The 18,999-nt window shown below is 59.7% G+C and carries 19 protein-coding genes; 13 read left to right on the top strand and 6 right to left on the bottom strand.

Translation table 11 applies throughout. The features are described 5' to 3' along the window. Positions 1-226 precede the first annotated feature (226 nt). The gene (locus Q8K08_RS19015) at positions 227-1,300 is read right to left on the bottom strand and encodes a DUF475 domain-containing protein (protein ID WP_305251287.1); all 1,074 of its coding nucleotides are present in this window, start codon (positions 1,298-1,300) and stop codon (positions 227-229) included. Positions 1,301-1,510: 210 nt separating this feature from the next. Beyond that, the gene (locus Q8K08_RS19010) at positions 1,511-3,109 is read right to left on the bottom strand and encodes a bifunctional UDP-sugar hydrolase/5'-nucleotidase (protein WP_304803420.1); all 1,599 of its coding nucleotides are present in this window, start codon (positions 3,107-3,109) and stop codon (positions 1,511-1,513) included. Positions 3,110-3,273: 164 nt separating this feature from the next. Between Q8K08_RS19010 and Q8K08_RS19005 the strand changes: the two genes are divergently transcribed. The 4 genes from Q8K08_RS19005 to Q8K08_RS18990 all read left to right on the top strand — a co-directional run bounded on the left by Q8K08_RS19005 (position 3,274) and on the right by Q8K08_RS18990 (position 7,550). After that, complete coding sequence (locus tag Q8K08_RS19005; protein ID WP_304803422.1) at positions 3,274-3,612, top strand: DUF952 domain-containing protein; 339 nt, start codon at positions 3,274-3,276, stop codon at positions 3,610-3,612. Next, complete coding sequence (locus Q8K08_RS19000) at positions 3,609-4,667, top strand: quinone-dependent dihydroorotate dehydrogenase (RefSeq protein WP_305251282.1); 1,059 nt, start codon at positions 3,609-3,611, stop codon at positions 4,665-4,667. The genes Q8K08_RS19005 and Q8K08_RS19000 overlap by 4 nt, the downstream gene beginning before the upstream one ends. Before the next feature lie 112 nt (positions 4,668-4,779). Next, positions 4,780-6,147: an aspartate aminotransferase family protein gene (locus Q8K08_RS18995; RefSeq protein ID WP_305251280.1), complete on the top strand. Its 1,368-nt coding sequence runs from the start codon at positions 4,780-4,782 to the stop codon at positions 6,145-6,147. An 8-nt stretch (positions 6,148-6,155) separates the two neighbouring features. Further along, positions 6,156-7,550 carry a glutamine synthetase family protein gene (locus Q8K08_RS18990; protein ID WP_305251278.1) on the top strand — a complete coding sequence of 465 codons (1,395 nt, stop codon included), beginning with the start codon at positions 6,156-6,158 and terminating at the stop codon, positions 7,548-7,550. Positions 7,551-7,612: 62 nt separating this feature from the next. On the opposite strand, the gene Q8K08_RS18985 is transcribed toward Q8K08_RS18990, so the two are convergent. Beyond that, positions 7,613-8,401 carry an enoyl-ACP reductase gene (locus Q8K08_RS18985; protein WP_304799610.1) on the bottom strand — a complete coding sequence of 263 codons (789 nt, stop codon included), beginning with the start codon at positions 8,399-8,401 and terminating at the stop codon, positions 7,613-7,615. A gap of 9 nt (positions 8,402-8,410) precedes the next feature. Next, positions 8,411-9,640, bottom strand: a complete 1,230-nt coding sequence (fabB, locus tag Q8K08_RS18980; protein WP_304799612.1) for a beta-ketoacyl-ACP synthase I — start codon at positions 9,638-9,640, stop codon at positions 8,411-8,413. Positions 9,641-9,902: 262 nt separating this feature from the next. Between fabB and Q8K08_RS18975 the strand changes: the two genes are divergently transcribed. After that, positions 9,903-10,970: a Hint domain-containing protein gene (locus Q8K08_RS18975; RefSeq protein WP_305251275.1), complete on the top strand. Its 1,068-nt coding sequence runs from the start codon at positions 9,903-9,905 to the stop codon at positions 10,968-10,970. 100 nt (positions 10,971-11,070) lie between these two features. Here the strand turns inward: Q8K08_RS18975 and fabA are convergent, their stop codons facing one another. Further along, a complete protein-coding gene (gene fabA, locus Q8K08_RS18970; RefSeq protein WP_305251273.1) occupies positions 11,071-11,580 on the bottom strand; it encodes a bifunctional 3-hydroxydecanoyl-ACP dehydratase/trans-2-decenoyl-ACP isomerase in 510 nt (169 codons plus the stop codon). A gap of 163 nt (positions 11,581-11,743) precedes the next feature. On the opposite strand from fabA, the gene irrA reads away from it, so the two are divergent. Further along, complete coding sequence (irrA, locus tag Q8K08_RS18965; protein ID WP_304803826.1) at positions 11,744-12,160, top strand: iron response transcriptional regulator IrrA; 417 nt, start codon at positions 11,744-11,746, stop codon at positions 12,158-12,160. A 3-nt stretch (positions 12,161-12,163) separates the two neighbouring features. Here irrA and Q8K08_RS18960 read toward each other — a convergent pair whose 3' ends face one another. Then, positions 12,164-12,496, bottom strand: a complete 333-nt coding sequence (locus Q8K08_RS18960) for a DUF6476 family protein (RefSeq protein ID WP_305251271.1) — start codon at positions 12,494-12,496, stop codon at positions 12,164-12,166. Here Q8K08_RS18960 and Q8K08_RS18955 point away from each other — a divergent pair. The 7 genes from Q8K08_RS18955 to Q8K08_RS18925 all read left to right on the top strand — a co-directional run bounded on the left by Q8K08_RS18955 (position 12,495) and on the right by Q8K08_RS18925 (position 18,997). Further along, complete coding sequence (locus tag Q8K08_RS18955; protein ID WP_305251269.1) at positions 12,495-13,553, top strand: RluA family pseudouridine synthase; 1,059 nt, start codon at positions 12,495-12,497, stop codon at positions 13,551-13,553. The two genes, Q8K08_RS18960 and Q8K08_RS18955, sit on opposite strands and share 2 nt — an antisense overlap. Positions 13,554-13,720: 167 nt before the next feature. After that, the gene (gene rpoH / locus Q8K08_RS18950) at positions 13,721-14,614 is read left to right on the top strand and encodes an RNA polymerase sigma factor RpoH (protein WP_304803820.1); all 894 of its coding nucleotides are present in this window, start codon (positions 13,721-13,723) and stop codon (positions 14,612-14,614) included. A gap of 222 nt (positions 14,615-14,836) precedes the next feature. Then, positions 14,837-15,529 carry a phosphatidylserine decarboxylase gene (locus Q8K08_RS18945; protein ID WP_305251266.1) on the top strand — a complete coding sequence of 231 codons (693 nt, stop codon included), beginning with the start codon at positions 14,837-14,839 and terminating at the stop codon, positions 15,527-15,529. Then, positions 15,526-16,281, top strand: coding sequence for a CDP-diacylglycerol--serine O-phosphatidyltransferase (pssA, locus tag Q8K08_RS18940; protein ID WP_304803816.1), 756 nt, complete (start codon positions 15,526-15,528; stop codon positions 16,279-16,281). The genes Q8K08_RS18945 and pssA overlap by 4 nt, the downstream gene beginning before the upstream one ends. Position 16,282: 1 nt before the next feature. Then, complete coding sequence (locus Q8K08_RS18935; RefSeq protein WP_304803814.1) at positions 16,283-16,906, top strand: class I SAM-dependent methyltransferase; 624 nt, start codon at positions 16,283-16,285, stop codon at positions 16,904-16,906. Between the two features lie 83 nt (positions 16,907-16,989). Next, positions 16,990-17,982 (top strand): Gfo/Idh/MocA family protein, encoded by a 993-nt coding sequence (locus Q8K08_RS18930; RefSeq protein WP_304803812.1) that lies wholly within the window; start codon positions 16,990-16,992, stop codon positions 17,980-17,982. A 193-nt stretch (positions 17,983-18,175) separates the two neighbouring features. Then, positions 18,176-18,997, top strand: coding sequence for a B12-binding domain-containing protein (locus tag Q8K08_RS18925; RefSeq protein ID WP_304803810.1), 822 nt, complete (start codon positions 18,176-18,178; stop codon positions 18,995-18,997). Positions 18,998-18,999 lie beyond the last annotated feature (2 nt).

Raw genomic sequence — 18,999 nt, 5'->3', positions numbered from 1 at the left:
ACCCCGTGGCTCTTGGGGAAAAAGGGTTTAAGCCGAGCCATCTGCTCGTCAGTCAGCCAGTAGAGGTTGCTCATGGATCGGTCTCCTTGCGGAGCCTGAATCACGCCAACAACCTGAAATCAATGGGTCTGGAGCCTAGCGGGCCCGGAAGTAATTGAGAACGCTGGATAAAGTGGCAGACGACAAGGTTCGATTTAACGTCCCTGTCGCCCGCCGCCCGCTCCAGTCACTCTGCCGGATTTGCCTTGTTCCAGCGAATTGACGACCACAAGGCAATTCCGATCAGACTTGCGCCGCCCAGACCCGTGATCACCTCGGGAATATGGGTCAGTGTCTGCACATACATGATCACCGACAGGATCAGGATGGCATAGAATGCGCCGTGTTCCAGATAGCGGTATTGCGCCAGCGTGCCGCGTTCCACCAGCATGATGGTCATGGACCGCACATACATGGCGCCAATCCCAAGCCCGATGGCGATGATGAACAGGTTTGACGACAGTGCAAAGGCCCCGATCACGCCGTCAAAGCTGAAACTGGCATCCAGAACCTCCAGATACAAAAACGCACCCAGACCGCCCTTTGCAGCACCTTCCAGCACCTGCTGGCTGCGGTCCAGCACACCGCCCAGCACCTCGACCAGCAGGAAGGTCAGCAAGCCCCAGATTGCGGCATGGAAAAAGGTGGTCGCATAGGCCGCGCCCTTCTGGGCCTCGATCACCTCGGAAAACGCCAGCATGACCACCAGCACAAAGGCAATCTCGATCCCCTTGACCGACGAATAGGCCGAGACCTTTTCTTCCATCCAGCGCACCCAATGGATGTCTTTCTCGTGGTCGAAAAAGAACGACAGCGCCACCATCATCAGAAATGTGCCTCCAAAGGCCGCAATCGGCAGATGTGCTTCATGCATGATGCGGCTGTATTCCTCGGGCTGGCTTGCTGCCATCACAAGCGCCGACCACGGCCCGACATTGGCGGCGATCACCACAATCAAAAGCGGAAACACAATCCGCATGCCGAAAACGGCAATAAGGATGCCCCATGTCAGAAAACGCTGTTGCCAGACCGGGGTCATGTCCTTGAGCTTGTTGGCATTGACGATGGCATTGTCGAACGACAGTGAGATTTCCAGCACAGCCAGAACGCTGACTATGAAAAACACCTTCATCGCTCCACCAAAGGTATGTTCCGTGCTGAACCCCAGCCAAAGGCCAAGCGCCAGACCAATGCCCGTGACGATAAAGGCCCATGTGAAATATGACAGCGTCGAGCGCTGCATTGCATCTGTGGAAAGCATGAGGAAAATACCGTGCGGCAAGCGTCGGTTCAGGTGCCGACATCGCAGGATTGCCGCAGAGTCCTGCCAGAGGGGCCCGGTCACCCGTTGTGCCAAGCTATGCGCCCAAACGGCTGGTTTTGCAAGGTCGTGCTGAGCGCGGCCGACATAGTGGCCCCATAAAACAAGGGGCCGCTGCTTCCAGCGGCCCCGACTTTGTGGCTTCTTGGGTTATTTCCGCGTGATGCGACCATCCACATAGGGGGTGTAGGATTGCGTCTTGGCCAGATAATCGGCCAGAACATCGGCCAGGTCGGGGCCGAAGTCATAGGCGTTGCTGGCACTCACAAACATCCGGTAGCCATCGCCGCCACCGCGCATATAATTGTTGGACACAAGGTTGTAATCTGCTGCCAAGTCGATTGGTGCCCAGTCGTCGCCCGATCCGACCATCACATCCGACACGCGGCTGCCCGCAGGCTGCGCCGGATCAAAGGTGTATTTCATCCCGGCCACTTGGGCAAAACGGCCTGCACCATCTTCCAGCCCGCTGACCCCGTTTTCCAGCGCGGCCACGATGGTGGCCCCGGTGACGGTAAAGGTGGACAGCGTGTTCTGGAACGGCAGAACCCCCAGCGCCTCGCCCATCGACACAGGCCCCGCATCAATCGACGCCCGCAACCCGCCACCGTTGGTGATGGCAATGGTCACGCCCTGACCCTGAACCCGGTCAAGCATCGCGTCGGTCACAAGGTTGCCCATCTGGCATTCGCCCTGACGGCAGGTTTCGCGGCTGCCATCAATCGCCTCGCTCGTCTCGCCGATGATCTTGGCTTTCAGCTCTTCGATCGGCCCGGCCAGTTCGGCAACGCGCGCCTCGATCGCCGGGTCCGGGATGACGCTGGCATCAAGCAAAATGGTGTTGCCTCCGGCATGCAGCAATGTGCCGTCATCGGCAAAGGTCAGCTCCAGATGGCCAAGGTATTTAGAATAGGCATAGGCCTGCACCACCGGAACCATCGCGCCAGACTCCTGGCTGACCCAGGTGGGATAGGGACCAGCCCGCTTTGGGTCCGTCGCCGACAGATAGGTATGGCTGTGGCCGCCGACCACGGCGTCAATACCCGGCACCATGGCGGCAATCTCTTGGTCACGGTTATAGCCAACATGGGTTACGGCGATGATCTTGGTCACGCCTTCGGCCTCCAGCGTGGCGACATCGGCTTTCAGGCTGTCAATCTCGTCTTGAAAAATCACCGTGTTGCCGGGGCTGGAGGTTTCTGTGGTATCGGTCGCCAGCGCCGAAATGATGCCGATTTTCTCGCCGCCAATGTCCAGCACCACATGGTTCTGCACCCGACCTGCCAGCACATTGGATTGGCTCACATCAACGTTGCCAGAGATCACCGGGAAGGTGACCTTGTCCAGAAAATCGGCCAGCCCTTCGGGGCCATCGTCAAACTCATGATTCCCAAGTGCCATCGCATCTGGCTTAAGCTGCTCCAGAAATTCGGCTTCAACTGCGCCACGATAGGTGGTGAACATCAGACTGCCCTGAAACTGATCTCCTGCATCCACAAAGATCACATTCTGGCCCGCAGCCGTCAGGCTGTCGCGCAGCTCATTCACCTTGGTCGCGAGGCGGGCGATCCCGCCAAAGCACTTGTTTTCGGCGGCGTCCTCGGCGGAGCAGGTCGAGTCAAAGGCATTCACCGCCTCGATCCGGCTGTGCAAGTCATTGATATGAAGCACATGCAGCGTGTAATCCGCCTGTGCCGCGCCTGCCCAGAGGGTGATGACGGCGGCGGTCCCCAGCAAATGGTTTTTCATACTTGGATTCCCTTGTTGGTTGATAGCGTCAGCCTGACTCGCGCAGTGGATCGAGTCAAACCCATGTGTTCCGTTGCGGCTGGGCTGACCTTGCGTCATCTCTGCAAAGCCCGGATGACAGCGCAGACCATTGACCAAAGCCTGCGCAATGTGCATGGAAAGCCATGCTGATTTACAAGATCTTACGTCGCCCCGAATGGGATGCCTTTCGCGCCGCCGGTGAAACCGCCGGAGCCCCTGTCGATCTGGCGGATGGCTTTGTCCATTTTTCCACCGCCGCTCAGGTGGCCGACACCGCCGCACGGTACTTTGGCACCGAAAGCGATCTTGTACTTGTCGCCTTCCGGTCTGATGCTCTTGGCCCTGCCCTGAAGTGGGAGCCGTCGCGCGGTGGCGATTTGTTCCCCCACCTGTACCGCAGTTTGCAGATGTCGGATGTGGTGTGGGACAAATCCCTGCCGCTTGGTGCAACGGGCCATATTTTTCCCGAGGGTGTCTGGTGAACCTGATTGAACGCGCGGGTCTGGCCGCACTGCATCGCCTTGACCCTGAAACGGCGCATGGCCTGTCTCTCAAAGCCCTGAACGCAGGCTTGGTTCCACTGCCGGGGGTGGTGACATCGCCGCGCCTGGCCTGCACCGTTGCAGGCATGACGCTGGCCAACCCGGTGGGCCTTGCCGCTGGCTTCGACAAGAACGCAACTGCGCTGGCCGCATTGGCGCGGTCAGGGTTCGGGTTTCTGGAGGTGGGGGCCGCCACACCTTTGGCACAGCCCGGCAACTCAAAGCCGCGCCTGTTCCGCCTGTCCGAAGACCACGCTGCGATCAATCGCTTTGGCTTCAACAATGACGGCATGCAGGCCATTGCAGAGCGTCTGGCAAAGCGTCCGCGCAGCCTGCCGATTGGACTGAATCTTGGGGCCAACAAAACCTCGCCCGATCGTGCTGCGGATTTTGCGCATGTGCTGGCTGTCTGTGGCCCGCATGTTGATTTCGCCACTGTCAATGTCAGTTCTCCCAACACCGAAAAGCTGCGTGATCTGCAAGGGGCCGAGGCGCTGTCGGCGCTTTTGGCGCGGGTGATGGAGGTGCGCGAAGCGCTGGCCAGCCCGATCCCGGTGTTCCTGAAGATCGCCCCCGATCTGACCCCGGATGAGGTGGCAGAGATTGGCGATATTGCCTTGGCGGCAGGGCTGGCGGGTATCATCGCCACAAACACCACGCTTTCGCGCGAAGGTTTGAAAAGTGCATCGCGCAGTGAAATGGGCGGTCTTTCCGGGGCGCCATTGTTCGAAAAGTCTACCCGCGTGCTGGCGCAACTGTCGCAGGCAACCCAAGGACACCTGCCGTTGATCGGTGTTGGCGGTATAAGCACCGCCGAACAGGCCTATGCCAAGATCCGCGCGGGCGCCTCGGCGGTGCAGCTTTACACTGCGATGGTGTATCAAGGCATCGGCCTTGCTGCCCGCATTGCGCATGGCCTTGATGCTTTGCTGGCCAAAGACGGTTTTGCCTCGGTGGCCGATGCCACAGGAACCGGTCGCGCAGACTGGCTCTGACCCGCGCTTTCATCTTGGCAAAATACTCTGGAGTATCCCCCGGCAGAGAGTCTGACAGGCCCTTCCATTTGATCAAATTCCCGGCAATACTGCGGCAACCAAAGGGACTCTCATGTCACAGCCAATGATTGCCGGATTACAGACCGACCGCCTGACCGCCTTTGCCGCGCGTGAGGCCAAGCGTTATGCGCAGTCCCGCCCCAAATCTGCCGCGGCTTTGGCCAAAGGGGCAGGGGCGTTCCTGAATGGCGTGCCGATGCATTGGATGCGCGACTGGCCGATGCCGCACCTGCCGTTGGTGGCAAAGGCCAAGGGCGCGCGGATCACCGATATCGACGGCTTTGGGATCGACGATTTCTGTCTTGGTGACACGGGTAGCATGTTTGGCCATTCGCCCAAACCCGTGGCCGATGCTATCCGCAAACAGGCGCGCAACGGGCTGACCTATATGCTGCCGACAGTGGCCGCGCTAAAGGCGGGCCGCCTGCTGACCGACCATTTCGGTGCGTTCCGTTGGCAGATCGCCACCACCGCCACCGACGCCAACCGCTTTGCCTTGCGCGTCGCGCGTGCGGTGACGGGGCGGGCAAAGGTGTTGGTGTTCAACGGCTGCTATCATGGCACGCTGGATGACACGATGGTGGAGCTGGTGGATGGCCAGACCGTCAACCGCGCCGGGCTTGTGGGGCAGGTGCAGGATCTGACCCTTGGCGCGGTGGTCTGCGAATTTAATGACCTCGCCGGGGTTGAGGCGGCCTTGGCCAAGGGCGATGTCGCCGCCATTCTGACCGAGCCGGTGATGACCAATTCCTGCATGGTCTTGCCTGACGTAGGGTTCCATGACGGGCTTCGCGCACTGACGCGCCGCTACGGTGCGCTGCTGATCATGGATGAGACGCACACGATTTCCTCGGGCCTGGGCGGCTATACCCGCGCGCATGGTCTGTCGCCCGATATGTTTGTGGTTGGCAAATGTGTGGCGGGCGGAATGCCAACGGCGGTCTGGGGCATGACGGATGAGGTGGCGGCTCGCTTTACCGCCTATGACGCGACGCGCCCGCCCGGTCATTCCGGCATGGGCACAACCCTGTCGGCCAATCCGATGCAGTTTGTCTGTCTGGTGGCTACCCTGTCCGACGTAATGACAAAAGACGCCTACGCCCATATGGAAAAAGGCGCCAAGCGGTTGGCGGCAGGGTTGGAAAAGGCCATCACCGCGTATGGCGCGCCATGGCATGTGGTGCGTGTCGGCGCGCGGGTGGAGTTTATCTGTGCGCCCGGGCCGTTGAAAAACGGGGCCGAGGCTGCCGCTTCCCATCAGCCGCAGGTCGAAGCGGCCCTCCATACAGCCCTGCTTAACCGGGGCTGCCTGATTGCGCCGTTCCACAATATGATGCTGGTAAGCCCTGCCACAAAGCCGCGCCAGATTGATCGTCTGGTTCTGGCGTTTGATGAAATCCTGTCCGAACTTTTTGCCTGAGTAAGCCCATGACCGCACAACACAGCCCCTCTGGTTCGATGCCAGCCGAAGCCGAAGCTTTCCTGGATGCCCACCCAGAGATTGAGGCGTTTGATATCATCTTGCACGATTCGAATGGAATTGGCCGAGGCAAGATCATTCGTCGGCATGAGCTTTTGTCATTTTACAACAATGGCCGGCATTTGCCGATTTCCATTCTGGGTCTCGACATCTGCGGCGAGGATGTCCATGAAACCGGCCTGATCTGGGATCAGGGCGATGGCGATCTGCGGGCCTGGCCGATTCCCGGCACGCTTGTGCCCTTGCACAACACTACGCCTCCGCGTGGCGAGGTGTTGATGTCGCTTTATGATCTGGATGGTGCGCCGATGTCCTCGGATCCGCGCCATGCCTTGCAGCGTCAGGTCGACGCGCTGGCATCCGAGGGGCTGCACCCTGCCGGGGCGTTTGAACTGGAGTTCTTTTTGTTGGCCAATGAGCGCGGGCCGGATGGTAAGATGCAGCCCGCGCGCGACGTGCTGGATGGACGCAAATCGTCCAAGACCGAAGTGTATTCGGTCGATCACCTGCACGGGATGCTGCCATTGTTTTCCGACATTTATGCAGGGGCCGCCAAGGCGGGCATCACGGCCGAGACGATGATTTCTGAATACGCCCCCGGTCAGTATGAACTGACCCTGCATTACCGCACTCATGTGATGCAGGCGGCGGATGATCTGATGCGGCTTAAGCGGATCGTGCGGGCGCAGGCGCGCGCCCATGGGGTGACGGCCTGTTTCATGGCCAAACCGAATGAGGATTACGCCGGGTCTGGCATGCATTTCCATGTGTCGATGATGGATGCCACCGGCACGAATGTGTTTGTCGAGGCGGAGGAGGGCGTGTGGAACGCCACCATCTTGCACGCCTTGGGTGGGCTTCGTGCCACGATGGGGGAATCAATGCTGGTGTTTGCACCTCATGCCAATTCCTGGCGACGGTTTGCGGCGCAAAGCTATGCCCCGGTCAGCCCGACATGGGGGGTCAATAACCGCTCTGTCGCGTTGCGCATTCCGGCGGGTGACATTCGCGCGCGGCGGATTGAACACCGCCCGGCGGGGGTGGATGCAAACCCCTATCTGGTGGCCGCGACTGTTCTGGCGGGCATACGCCACGGAATGCAAAACAAGATCGACCCCGGACCAGAGACGGTGGGCAACGGGTATGAAGATGCGCAAGACGCGCCCGTGATTCCGCTGGATTGGCGGCAGGCAATCGAAGCGGCAAAAGCCTCGGCGTTTTTGAAAGCGGCATTGGGTGAGGAAATGCACCGCACATTTACCGCGATCAAGGCAGCGGAATATGCGCGGGTGATGCGCACCGTGTCCGAGGTGGATTTCGACCTCTATCTGCACACGGTCTGATGCCGTGCATGAAAAAACCCGGCACCAGATGGGCCGGGCTTTTTGCATGCAAGAGTAATGGCTTACATGTTGGCAGGCTGCGGGAAGCCCAAGACATGATAGCCGCCATCCACATGAATGACCTCACCAGTGGTTGAGGCGCCGAAATCGGAACACAGCCAAGCCGCCGTGCCGCCAATCGCGTCCAGCGTGGCATTACTGCGCAGGGGAGCGTTTTCTTCAGTGTGGCGATACGTGGCTCGAGCGCCGCCAATCGCCGCCCCGGCCAGCGTCTTCATCGGGCCTGGAGAAATCGCGTTGACCCGGATTTTCTGCGGCCCAAGGTCATTCGCCAGATAGCGCGTCGCGCTTTCCAACGCGGCCTTGGCAACGCCCATTACATTGTAATTGGGCGACACGCGGTTTGACCCTTGAAAGGTCAGAGTGATCAGACTGCCGCCATCTGGCATCATCTCGGACCCGCGGCGCGCCACGTCGATGAAGGAAAAGCACGAAATGGTCAGCGAGTTCTGAAAGTTACCGCGTGACGTGTTGATGAACCGCCCCGTGAGTTCGTTCTTATCGGAAAACGCGATGGCATGGATCAGGAAATCCATCGTGCCCCAGCGGTCTTTCAGCGTTGCGAAACAGGCATCAAGGCTGTCGTCGTTGTTGACATCGACATCGACCAGCAGGTTGGATCCGACACTGGCGGCCAGTGGTTCCACCCGTTTGCCAAAGGCATCGCCCTGATACGAAAACGCCAGTTCCGCACCCTCATCCGCCAGCGTTTTGGCGATTCCCCACGCGATAGAGCGTTCATTCGCGACACCCATGACAAGCCCGCGCTTGCCGGTCATCCAGTTGGTCATAATCAATCCTTACGCGCGATACTTGCTCATCACGAGCGTCGCATTGGTGCCGCCAAAGCCAAAGCTGTTGGACAGGACCGAATCCATATCCACGCCATCGCGGTAAGTGGTGGCGATTTCCTCCGGTTTCAATTCTGGGTCAAGCTGGGTGACGTTGGCAGAGGCCGCAATGAAATTGCCGTTCAGCATCAGAAGCGAATAAATCGCCTCATGCACGCCGGTTGCCCCCAGACTGTGGCCTGTCAGCGATTTGGTGGAGGAAATCGGCGGGACCAATCCGTCGCCAAACACGCGGCGCACGGCCTTTACCTCGGTCACGTCGCCTGCGGGGGTGCTGGTGCCATGGGCGTTGATATAGCTGATCTTGCGATCTGCGGGCAGGGTGGACAAGGCCTGCCGCATCGACCGCTCGCCGCCCTCACCCGATGGCGCCACCATGTCGTGCCCGTCCGAGGTCGCGCCGTAACCAGTCACTTCGGCATAAATTTTGGCGCCGCGCGCAAGGGCGTGGTTGAGTTCTTCCAGAACAACCACACCGCCGCCGCCCGCAATCACGAATCCGTCGCGGGTGGCGTCAAAGGCGCGCGATGCAAGGGCGGGCGTGTCGTTGTACTTCGACGACATCGCCCCCATCGCGTCGAACAGGCAAGACAGCGTCCAATCCAACTCCTCGCCGCCGCCAGCGAACACGATATCCTGCTTGCCGAACTGGATCAGCTCGGTCCCGTTGCCGATGCAATGGGCCGAGGTGGAGCAGGCCGAGGTGATCGAATAGTTCACGCCCTTGATCTTGAACGGCGTGGCAAGGCAGGCCGAGTTGGTCGAGGACATGCCCTTGGTCACGCCAAACGGCCCGATGCGTTTCGGGCTGCCGCTGTCGCGCACGATGTTATGGGCTTTGAAGAACGATTTCGTCGATGGCCCGCCGGAGCCTACGATAATGCCGGTGCGGTCATTCGAGATGTCCGAAGCCTCCAGCCCCGAGTCCTCAATCGCCTGACGCATGGCGATGAAGTTATAGGCCGCGCCATCGCCCATGAAGCGCAGGTCGCGCTTGTCGATGTTGTCTTCCAGTACGATCTGCGGCTGGCCATGGATTTGGCTGCGAAAACCGCGTTCTGCATATTCCGGCGCAAAGACGATGCCTGATGTTCCGGCGCGCAATGACGCCTCAACCTCGGCTGCGGTGTTGCCGATGGGGGATACGACCCCGATGCCTGTGATGACGACGCGACGCATGGGGCCTCCTCAAGGTTTATTATGGTTGTTTAAGGCAGGGGACGTGAAGGGGCAAGCAGGATGGGCCAATGGTCCGATTTGGTGAAACGCTCCACTGCCATGCTGCGTCGACGACCGGGAACAGGGCAGGGTCTCAATTTACATTCTGGAAATCTCCTTGGTCTAGCATCGCCTGTGCGTTGTCCGTTCCCGGGCACCGAAACAGTGGCACAAAGATCGTGATTTAAGCCGTGAAAGGTTTGGCATGGCAATCATACATGACTTGATCGAAGTAACGGGAATCAGTGCTGATACAACTTACTCGACGGCCAACGGCAAATTGTTGGGTGTCTTGGACAACGCCCAATTGCTTGACAAGGGCGTTGATGACAAAGATGGCGAATTCGATATTGGTGACAGCCTTCTGATCGACGGCGTTTCCTATACCATTGACCGTATCCAGAAACCAAGCAGCAGCGGGCGGTTCATTCTGGGGGATGGGTCTGACCTAAGTTTCTCTCCCGCTAGTGAAAGCAACCTGCAGGTCATCTTTCTGACGGTTTCGTCTGGTGGAACGGTTCGCCACTTCATTATTCCGAACGATAGCTACGGCGACATGTCTATCGAGGCGATCAGGACGGGCAGTCTGACCGACGTAGCTGGCAATGACGCGGGGGTGATTTCCACTTCAAACAACACGATCAAGATCGTTTGTTTCACCCGCGGTACCATGATTGAGGTCGCAAGAAATGGGCTGGTCGCGATTGAAAATCTGTTGGTCGATGACTGGGTAAAGACCGTAGATCACGGGATCATGCAGATCAGATGGATTGGCTGCACGGTCCTTGACCGCCATCTGTTGGAAGCATTTCCAAACTTGCGTCCGATCCGGATCAGGAAAGGCGCGTTGGGTCTGGGTACGCCCGAACAGGATCTGTGCCTGTCGCCACAGCATCGGATTCTTGTAAAGTCAAAGATCGCGCAACGAATGTTTGGTGAAAAAGAGGTTCTGGTGGCGGTCAAGCATCTGGTCGGACTGCGCGGGATCGAGGTGGCGCAAGATGTCGGCCACGCTGAATACCATCACATTCTACTCGACAGCCATGAGATACTCTTGGCCAATGGCGCGGCCTGCGAAAGCCTGTATCCGGGCAGAGAGGCGTTAAAAGCCGTCGGCTCCGGTGTGTTGGAACAGGTTGTTGCGCGGCGTGTCCAGACCGATCTGGCCACATACGATTTTCCAGCGTGCCGCCATATGGTTTCTGGGCGACAAGGGCACGCTCTCGTGGCGCGTCACAAGGCCAACAGGTGCGTCCTGTTCGAAGATGATGAAACGCACGCCACAGCGTAAGATTTGACCGAACCGACAGCCAAACTCTGTTCTTATGAAAAGCTTGGCGCGGCGCCTGTCAGGACCGATGACTGTCAGCCATAGCGCGCCGCTTCGCAGGCTAGGACTCGCTGAGCGCCACCTTCATGTCCTTGACGATGTAGATCACCTCGCCATCCGCCTCGACGATGCCGTTGGCAACCCCCATGGTCAGGCGGCGCGTGGACAGAGCCTTGGTGAAATCAACCTTGTAGGTCAGCATCTTGCGGTCGGGTCGCACCATGCCGGTCAGCTTCACCTCGCCGACGCCAAGCGCATAACCGCGCCCTTGCCAGCCGCGCCAGCCAAGATTGAAGCCGGTCAGCTGCCACAAGCCGTCAAGGCCAAGGCAGCCGGGCATGATCGGGTTGCCGGGGAAATGGCAGTCGAAAAACCACAGGTCTGGGGTGATGTCGAATTCAGCCACCACATGGCCTTTGCCAAACTCGCCGCCATCTTCCGAAATGTCGGTTATGCGGTCCATCATCAGCATCGGCGGTGCAGGCAACTGGGCATTGCCGGGGCCAAAAAGCTCGCCACGCGCGCAGGCCAAAAGTGCATCTTTGTCAAAGCTTGACGGAAATTGCCCCATCGCCGACGGTCCCCCTGTTTGGTGTCTTACGTTTCAATGCTGTAACACCCGTAATCAGCCAGAGGCAAGGGTGGCCCGCAAGGGGTCTGCGGCTGCTCACCCGGATTTCCATTGAAATCTGGGGGGCGCGGGCTTTATATAGAGGGGAACGACAGGATAGCGCATGCAAAACACGGCATTGGAACGCGGAACGGAATGGCTGGCACGGGGCGGATTGCGCCCGACGCGTCAGCGGCTGTCGCTTGCCAGTCTGCTTGTGGGCGACGGGGTTGACCGCCATGTCACGGCTGAAAGCCTGTTTGCGCTGTCTGTTCAGTCGGGTGACCGGGTTAGTCTTGCAACCGTCTACAACACGCTGCGCGCGTTTTGTTCGGCGGGCCTGATGAATGAAGTGGTCGTCGACGGGTCGAAAAGCTATTTCGACACCCGCATGGATGACCACCCGCATTTCTACTGGGAAGACACCGCAGAACTGACCGACGCGCCAAAAGATCAGCTTGAAATCAGCGGTCTGCCAGATGCGCCCGAGGGGACCGAGATTTCGCGCGTTGATGTGGTGATCCGGCTAAAGCGCGCCTGAGCATCAGGGCTGAACGGGCTGCGCGCCTGTGTTCGCACGGGGAATCACTTCGACCTCTTGCCATATCGTGCCATCCCGCCCGAAAATCAGAATGCGGTCATCGTCTGTCACCACCGCAATAAACCCTTGGCCCATCGTTACGGCGGCGGGCCGCACGCCTTCTGGCAGGGCCAGACGATCCGGCATCGCCATTGGTGCAAGGTTCGGCATGCGGGTGACAAGCAGGCCAACCACGGTTATGACACCCACAATCATCGTGGCGGTGAGAACCATCACCAGCCATTTCAGAAGTCTCAGCGAAGGCGGAAGCGCTTCGGTTTCAGGAGTGTTGTTCATGTCAGGCCCTTTTGCCGATGCATCCGAAGACGACGATCTTACTCTACAGGTGACCATCGCCGATGGCTGCGCTGATCGCCTTGATAAGGCGCTTGCCCGTTCGGTGCCAGAGGAAGCGTCGCTTTCGCGCACCCGCCTGATGAAGATGATTGCCGAGGGCGCTGTCTGGCGCAGCGGTGAGGCGTTGACCGACCCCAAGACCAAGGTCGAGGATGGCGAAGTCATCACGCTTGTCCTTGACCCGCCGGTCAGCGTGGACACGCTGGCTGAGGATATCCCGCTGAATGTTATCTATGAGGATGCTCACCTGATCGTGGTTGATAAACCCGTGGGCATGGTGGTGCATCCGGCACCCGGCACGCCGTCGGGCACGCTTGTGAACGCGCTGCTGGCGCATTGCGGTGATACGCTGTCAGGGATCGGCGGCGAGCGTCGGCCCGGTATCGTGCACCGCATCGATAAGGATACCAGCGGGCTGCTGGTGGTGGCCAAGTCTGACAAGGCGCATCACGGGCTGGCCACGCAGTTTGAACGCCATGACGTGAACCGTCGCTATCTGGCGCTGGTTCATGCCGTGCCAAACGCCGCCGACCCGCGCCTGCGCGGGATCAAGGGCGTTACGTTCGAGACCGGTGGAATCATCAAGATTGCCACCCTGCTGGCCCGCCACAAGACCGACCGCCAGCGTCAGGCCGTGGTCTGGCACGATGGCCGTCATGCGGTCACGCGTGTTCGGGTGCTGGAGGCATTCGCCGATCAGGCCGCTTTGGTGGAATGCTGGCTGGAAACCGGGCGCACCCATCAGATCCGGGTGCATATGGCCCATGCGGGGCATGGTTTGCTGGGCGATCAGACCTATGGCGGCAAGCGCAAGCTGTCGCCAAAGGCGCTGACACCGCTGGCTGCCGAGATGGGCAACGGCTTTCCCCGACAGGCGCTTCACGCGGCCACTTTGGGCTTTACCCACCCGGTGACAGATGAATGGCTGGAGTTCACCTCGCCCCTGCCCGAAGACATCTCGGGGCTGTTGGACGCAATGCGCGCGCCCTTAGACTGACATTCGCGTGATTAGCCGGACACAATCCTTCACTCAGGGAACGGAAATACCTTCATCGGGCGTTAATCTTTGCATGATAGGCCGAGCCCTTGCAGGGGCGGCGCACAGACCTTAGGTTATGCGGTCCCTCGGGGGCTGATGGCACCGGGGCTAACAGGGGGCGAAAGATGAGCACCTATACCAACCTACCCGCACCAAGCCCGGAACAGGGCTTGAACCGATACATGCAGGAAATCCGCAAATTTCCGCTGCTGGAACCGGAAGAAGAATACATGCTGGCCAAGGCTTGGGTTGACCGGCAGGACAGCGCATCGGCGCACAAGCTGGTGACCAGTCACCTGCGGCTTGCGGCCAAGATTGCCATGGGCTATCGCGGCTATGGTCTGCCGCAGGCCGAGGTGATTTCAGAGGCGAACGTCGGCCTGATGCAGGCGGTCAAACGGTTTGACCCGGAACGCGGCTTCCGGCTGGCGACCTATGCCATGTGGTGGATCCGCGCCAGCATTCAAGAATACATCCTGCGCTCGTGGAGCCTTGTGAAGCTGGGCACCACCTCGGCGCAGAAGAAGCTATTTTTCAACCTGCGCAAGGCCAAGGCCAAACTGGGCGCGTTGGAAGAGGGCGATATGCGCCCCGAAAACGTGGCTCAGATCGCCAAGGATCTGTCGGTGACCGAAGAAGAGGTCATCGCCATGAACCGCCGCATGGCAGGTGCGGATGCGTCTTTGAACGCAACTGTCGGGTCCGAAGATGGCGGCGCGCAGTGGCAGGATTGGCTGGAAGATGAAAACAGCAATCAGGCCGAAGCCTATGCCGAAAGCGACGAGATGGATATTCGCCGCCGTCTGCTGGTGAAGGCCATGTCGGTTCTGAATGATCGGGAAAAGGAAATCCTGATGCAGCGGCGTCTGGCGGATGAACCTGTGACGCTGGAAACGCTGTCTGAAAAGCACTCGGTCAGCCGCGAACGTATCCGCCAGATTGAGGTGCGGGCTTTTGAAAAGCTGCAAAACAAGATGCGCGAACTGGCCAAGGGCAAGGGGATGGTCGTTCCTGGCTGACCCCACCCGCGACCAAGAAAAGAGGCGGCCCCTGATCGGGCCGCCTTTTGCATGTCTGGACCCCCTTGGCCTTACCCGCGTGGACCGCTACGACTCCCAGCACAAACGGCGGGCGTCCGCCGAAGATATGACGTTTTTGTCGGCTGATGCGTCGTTTTTGTTTGCCCCTGTCGAGTGGGCAGGCTACGTCCTCAGCCTGAGGTTGAAAGGACCGGACCAACCATGACCATGCTGGGCACATTTCTAAAGCCGATGCACCCCGAGGGGTATAAATTCGTGGCGATCTTCGCCGCAATAACCCTTGTGCTGTTCTGGCTGTGGGAGCCTTTGGGCTGGATCGGCGTCGGGCTGACGGTCTGGTGCTACTACTTTTTCCGCGACCCCAAACGGTCCGTGCCGCAGGGTGCTGGTATTCTGGTATCACCCGCCGATGGGGTGATCAGCCTGATCGAATGCGCAGTGCCGCCCGAAGAACTGGGCATGGGGCCAGAGGCACTTGTGCGGGTGTCGGTGTTCATGAACGTGTTCAACTGCCATGTGAACCGCGCGCCTATCGCTGGCACCATCGGCGCGATGGGCTATCGCCCCGGCAAGTTTCTGAACGCATCTCTTGACAAGGCGTCGGTGGATAATGAACGCAATTCGCTGCGCATTGATCTGCCCGATGGCCGCCAGATTGCCGTGGTGCAGATTGCAGGTCTGGTTGCGCGTCGCATCATGTGGTGGGTGTCTGAAGGGCAGGGGATGCGCACTGGCGAACGCTTTGGCCTGATCCGCTTTGGCAGCCGCGTCGATGTTTACCTGCCCGAAGGCGTGACCCCGCAAGTCGCCATCGGTCAGACAATGGTCGCCGGTGAAACCGTGCTGGCAGTGCTGGGCCGCGATCTGCCACAGACCGTGAGCCGGACCGAATGACCGAAGAACCCGTTACGCCGCCCCGGCGCAAGATGCCGCTTTTGTATCTTTTGCCGAACCTGATTTCCATTCTCGCGCTTTGCGCCGGGCTGACCGCCATTCGCATGGCGGTCGAGGGGAGTTTTGGCTGGGCTGTCGCACTGATCGGTCTTGCCGCCGCACTGGACGGGATCGACGGGCGGTTGGCGCGGATGCTGAAATCGGAAAGCGCCATCGGGGCAGAGTTGGACAGTCTGTGTGATCTGGTCAACTTTGGCGTCACCCCGGCCCTGGTGCTGTATTACTGGGGCATGCGTGCTGATACCTCGCTGGGTTGGATCGCGGTGCTTATCTATGCAGTCTGCTGCATGCTGCGTCTTGCGCGCTTTAACGTGGGCAACCGCCTGCCTGAAGGCGAGGATAAGCCCACAGGCTTTGTCGGCGTGCCGTCGCCCGCAGGGGCCATGCTGGCGTTATTGCCCATCTATCTGGCCTATGGCTTTGACAATGCTTTGCGCCTGCCGCCTTGGGCGGTCGCGATCTGGATGGTCTTTGTCGGTGCGCTGATGATTTCCCGGATGCCAACGCCCTCTTTCAAGGGGGTCAGGATCTATGCCGAAAACGCCCGGTTCGTACTGGTTGGTTCGGTTGCGGTGATTGCAGCCTTGCTGACCTATCCGTGGGTCACACTTCTGTTGCTGGATCTGGTGTATCTGGTGGCAATTCTGGTTCTCTGGCGCAAAAGTGCGCGTTCCCTAAGGAGTGTCGTCTGACATGGATATTCAAGCCGTTCGCAAATCCTATGCCCGCTGGGCCCCGATCTATGACGCCACATTCGGTGTGATCACGCGGGTCGGGCGGCGGCGGGCGGTGTCTGTGCTGAACGGTCTTGGCGGGCGTGTGTTAGAGGTCGGGGTGGGCACTGGTCTGACTTTGCCTGCCTTTCGCCCTGAAGTGTCGGTGACAGGCATCGATGCCAGCGAGGAAATGCTGGAAAAGGCCCGCGAAAAGGTTTCGGAACTTGGCCTTGGCAATGTCGAAGCCTTGCGGCTGATGGATGCGCGCACGCTTGAATTCCCCGACAACAGCTTTGATCATATCAGCGCCCTGCACATCATGTCGGTGGTGCCCGAACCTGAGCGGGTGATGGCCGAAATGGCCCGCGTGCTGCGCCCCGGCGGAACCATTGTAATGGTCAACCACTTCGCCCGTGACCCGCAGGACAAAGGTGCGCTGCCATGGTTGGAGCGGGTGTTTGCTCCCTTTGCTGACCGTCTGGGCTGGCATTCCGATTTCAAGCGCAGCACCGTGACCCAGACGCGCGGACTGACCCTGATTGAGGAAACTGCGTTGCCGCCCCTTGGCATGATGACCCTGATGCGGTTTCGCAAAGACTGACGCGCCTTGACGGCAGTGTTGAAGTGGCTTCCCCCCGTCGCCCCAAGCAGCTAGTCTGATTGCGCTATCAGGGAGAGAAGCAGATGAAACCAGTTCGTTGGGGCGTGCTTGGCGCGGCCAAATTCGCGCGTGAGCATATGGCACCGGCCATCCATGCCGCCGAGGGGGCCGAACTTGCAGCGCTTGCAACTTCTGACCCGGCCAAGGCCGAAGCCTTCCGCGCTTTTTGCCCCGGCTTGCAGGTGCATTCCAGCTATGATGCGTTGCTTGCCGATCCGACGATCGATGCGGTTTATGTGCCGCTGCCCAATCACCTGCATGTGGAATGGACGCTCAAGGCGCTGGCCGCCGGCAAGCATGTGCTGACTGAAAAACCTATCGCCTTGCGCGCTGATCAGATTGACCAGATCATCGCCGCCCGCGATGCCAGCGGGTTGCTGGCGGCCGAGGCGTTCATGATCGTGCATCATCCGCAATGGCACCGCGCGAAAGAGTGGCTGGAGGCGGGCAAGATCGGCCAACTTCGCCACGTCGATGCGGCCTTCAGCTATAACAACGCGGCCGAGCCGGGCAATATCCGCAACCGCCCCGACACCGGCGGCGGGTCTTTGCGGGATATCGGGGTCTACACGCTTGGTTCGATGCGCTTTGTGACCGGTGCTGAACCCGAAACTGTCGCCGCCCGCGTGATCATGGAAGCCGGGGTCGAGGTGTTTGCTGATGTCAACGCCATGATGCAGGGCCCGACGGGTCGCTTCACTTATCGCTCGATGACGTCGATGCGGCTGGCGAACCGGCAAGAGGTGGTGTTTCAGGGCGACAAGGGCATGATCCGAGTGGGGTCGGCACCTTTCAACGCCAATGTGCATGATGTGGCCGAGGCAGAGCTGCATCTGCCCGATCAGCGCGTGATCACCGACCGTTTCCCGACCGCAAACCACTACAAACTTCAGGTCGAAGCCTTTGGTCGCAGCGTCCGCACCGGGGCCGCCTATCCGTGCCCTCTGGAATTTGTGCGCGGCACGCAAGCCATGATGGATCGCGCGCTGGAAGTGGCGGTAGAGATCAGCCTGTAAGGCAAAAATCCGCAAATTCTCTGCGCTGCAGCATGTGTTGTGGCGCAGATGTTCTGCAAAACTTGGCTGGACAGGTTGACACATTTCGTCAACACTCTCTCCAAGGACGGGAATCGTCCGGGGGGAGAATTGCTCCGTGTCCCAAGGCCTCGCGGCCAGATTGACACGTGGCCCAAGTTCAAAGTGACCAGACATGGCGACACGTTTTCCAGCGTTTTCCGCTGATGCCGGATGGGCCTTTGGCCCCGAGGCTATGCGGTCCTTGCCTTCAACGGCCATCGTGCACTCCTTTGCGCAAGAGGTGATCTTGCGCGTGGCGGCTCAGGCCCGACGGGATCGGGTCGAGGCGACTGCGCCAAAAATCGCGCTCTTGTGTGAAGCGCTGTTGTGCGACGACGATGCCGCTGCCGCCGATTTTGTACGTGATGCCCGGCTTGGCGGGATGCCTGTCGATACGCTGTATTACGGGCTGGTGGCAGGGGCTGTTGATCAGGTCGGTCATACTTGGGCGAAGGATGATGTCGCCATGCCAGACATGCTGCGGACTTCGCATCGCGTCTGGCAGATCATGAACGATCTGCGCGAGGTTTTTGTGCGGATATCAGACCGCAAGCCGGGTCAGCACGCCATATTCGCACCCTGCCCACAAGAAAGCCATATGATCGGCCTGACAATGACGGCAGATGATTTGCGGCGTCGGGGCTGGGAAATTGAATTGGTGTCCCGCGACGATCATGATGCGCTTATTCAGGAAATAGAGCGCCGGGCGCCGATCACTGTGGCACTTGGAGCCACTTCGGCAGAGATGACATTGCCACTTACCCGGCTTGTGGTTGCATTGCGCGCGCATATTCCGGGCGTCTGGGTGATGATCGGCGGCGCAATCACCACGGAGGAGCCCGAGCTTCTGGCCCTGACAGGCGCAGATGCCGTCGCGAACTCTGCCGAGGCGGCCGAGCAACTGATGCTCGCCCACCTTTCCAGTCTTATGGAGCGCCGGGCAAACCGGTTCTGAAG

Source organism: Pseudotabrizicola sp. (genome assembly GCF_030684215.1).
Lineage (GTDB): Bacteria > Pseudomonadota > Alphaproteobacteria > Rhodobacterales > Rhodobacteraceae > Pseudotabrizicola.
The sequence above is the reverse complement of the archived record's forward strand: the minus strand, read 5'-3'. Positions and strand labels throughout refer to the sequence as shown.

Excerpts from the sequence above, each read along its gene's own strand:
- Q8K08_RS19015 (WP_305251287.1), bottom strand. The coding sequence starts at position 1,300 with ATGCTTTCCACAGATGCAATGCAGCGCTCGACGCTGTCATATTTCACA.
- Q8K08_RS19010 (WP_304803420.1), bottom strand. The coding sequence starts at position 3,109 with ATGAAAAACCATTTGCTGGGGACCGCCGCCGTCATCACCCTCTGGGCA.
- Q8K08_RS19005 (WP_304803422.1), top strand. The coding sequence starts at position 3,274 with ATGCTGATTTACAAGATCTTACGTCGCCCCGAATGGGATGCCTTTCGC.
- Q8K08_RS18995 (WP_305251280.1), top strand. The coding sequence starts at position 4,780 with ATGTCACAGCCAATGATTGCCGGATTACAGACCGACCGCCTGACCGCC.
- Q8K08_RS18990 (WP_305251278.1), top strand. The coding sequence starts at position 6,156 with ATGACCGCACAACACAGCCCCTCTGGTTCGATGCCAGCCGAAGCCGAA.
- Q8K08_RS18985 (WP_304799610.1), bottom strand. The coding sequence starts at position 8,401 with ATGACCAACTGGATGACCGGCAAGCGCGGGCTTGTCATGGGTGTCGCG.
- fabB (WP_304799612.1), bottom strand. The coding sequence starts at position 9,640 with ATGCGTCGCGTCGTCATCACAGGCATCGGGGTCGTATCCCCCATCGGC.
- fabA (WP_305251273.1), bottom strand. The coding sequence starts at position 11,580 with ATGGGGCAATTTCCGTCAAGCTTTGACAAAGATGCACTTTTGGCCTGC.
- irrA (WP_304803826.1), top strand. The coding sequence starts at position 11,744 with ATGCAAAACACGGCATTGGAACGCGGAACGGAATGGCTGGCACGGGGC.
- Q8K08_RS18955 (WP_305251269.1), top strand. The coding sequence starts at position 12,495 with ATGTCAGGCCCTTTTGCCGATGCATCCGAAGACGACGATCTTACTCTA.
- Q8K08_RS18960 (WP_305251271.1), bottom strand. The coding sequence starts at position 12,496 with ATGAACAACACTCCTGAAACCGAAGCGCTTCCGCCTTCGCTGAGACTT.
- rpoH (WP_304803820.1), top strand. The coding sequence starts at position 13,721 with ATGAGCACCTATACCAACCTACCCGCACCAAGCCCGGAACAGGGCTTG.
- Q8K08_RS18945 (WP_305251266.1), top strand. The coding sequence starts at position 14,837 with ATGACCATGCTGGGCACATTTCTAAAGCCGATGCACCCCGAGGGGTAT.
- pssA (WP_304803816.1), top strand. The coding sequence starts at position 15,526 with ATGACCGAAGAACCCGTTACGCCGCCCCGGCGCAAGATGCCGCTTTTG.
- Q8K08_RS18935 (WP_304803814.1), top strand. The coding sequence starts at position 16,283 with ATGGATATTCAAGCCGTTCGCAAATCCTATGCCCGCTGGGCCCCGATC.
- Q8K08_RS18930 (WP_304803812.1), top strand. The coding sequence starts at position 16,990 with ATGAAACCAGTTCGTTGGGGCGTGCTTGGCGCGGCCAAATTCGCGCGT.
- Q8K08_RS18925 (WP_304803810.1), top strand. The coding sequence starts at position 18,176 with ATGGCGACACGTTTTCCAGCGTTTTCCGCTGATGCCGGATGGGCCTTT.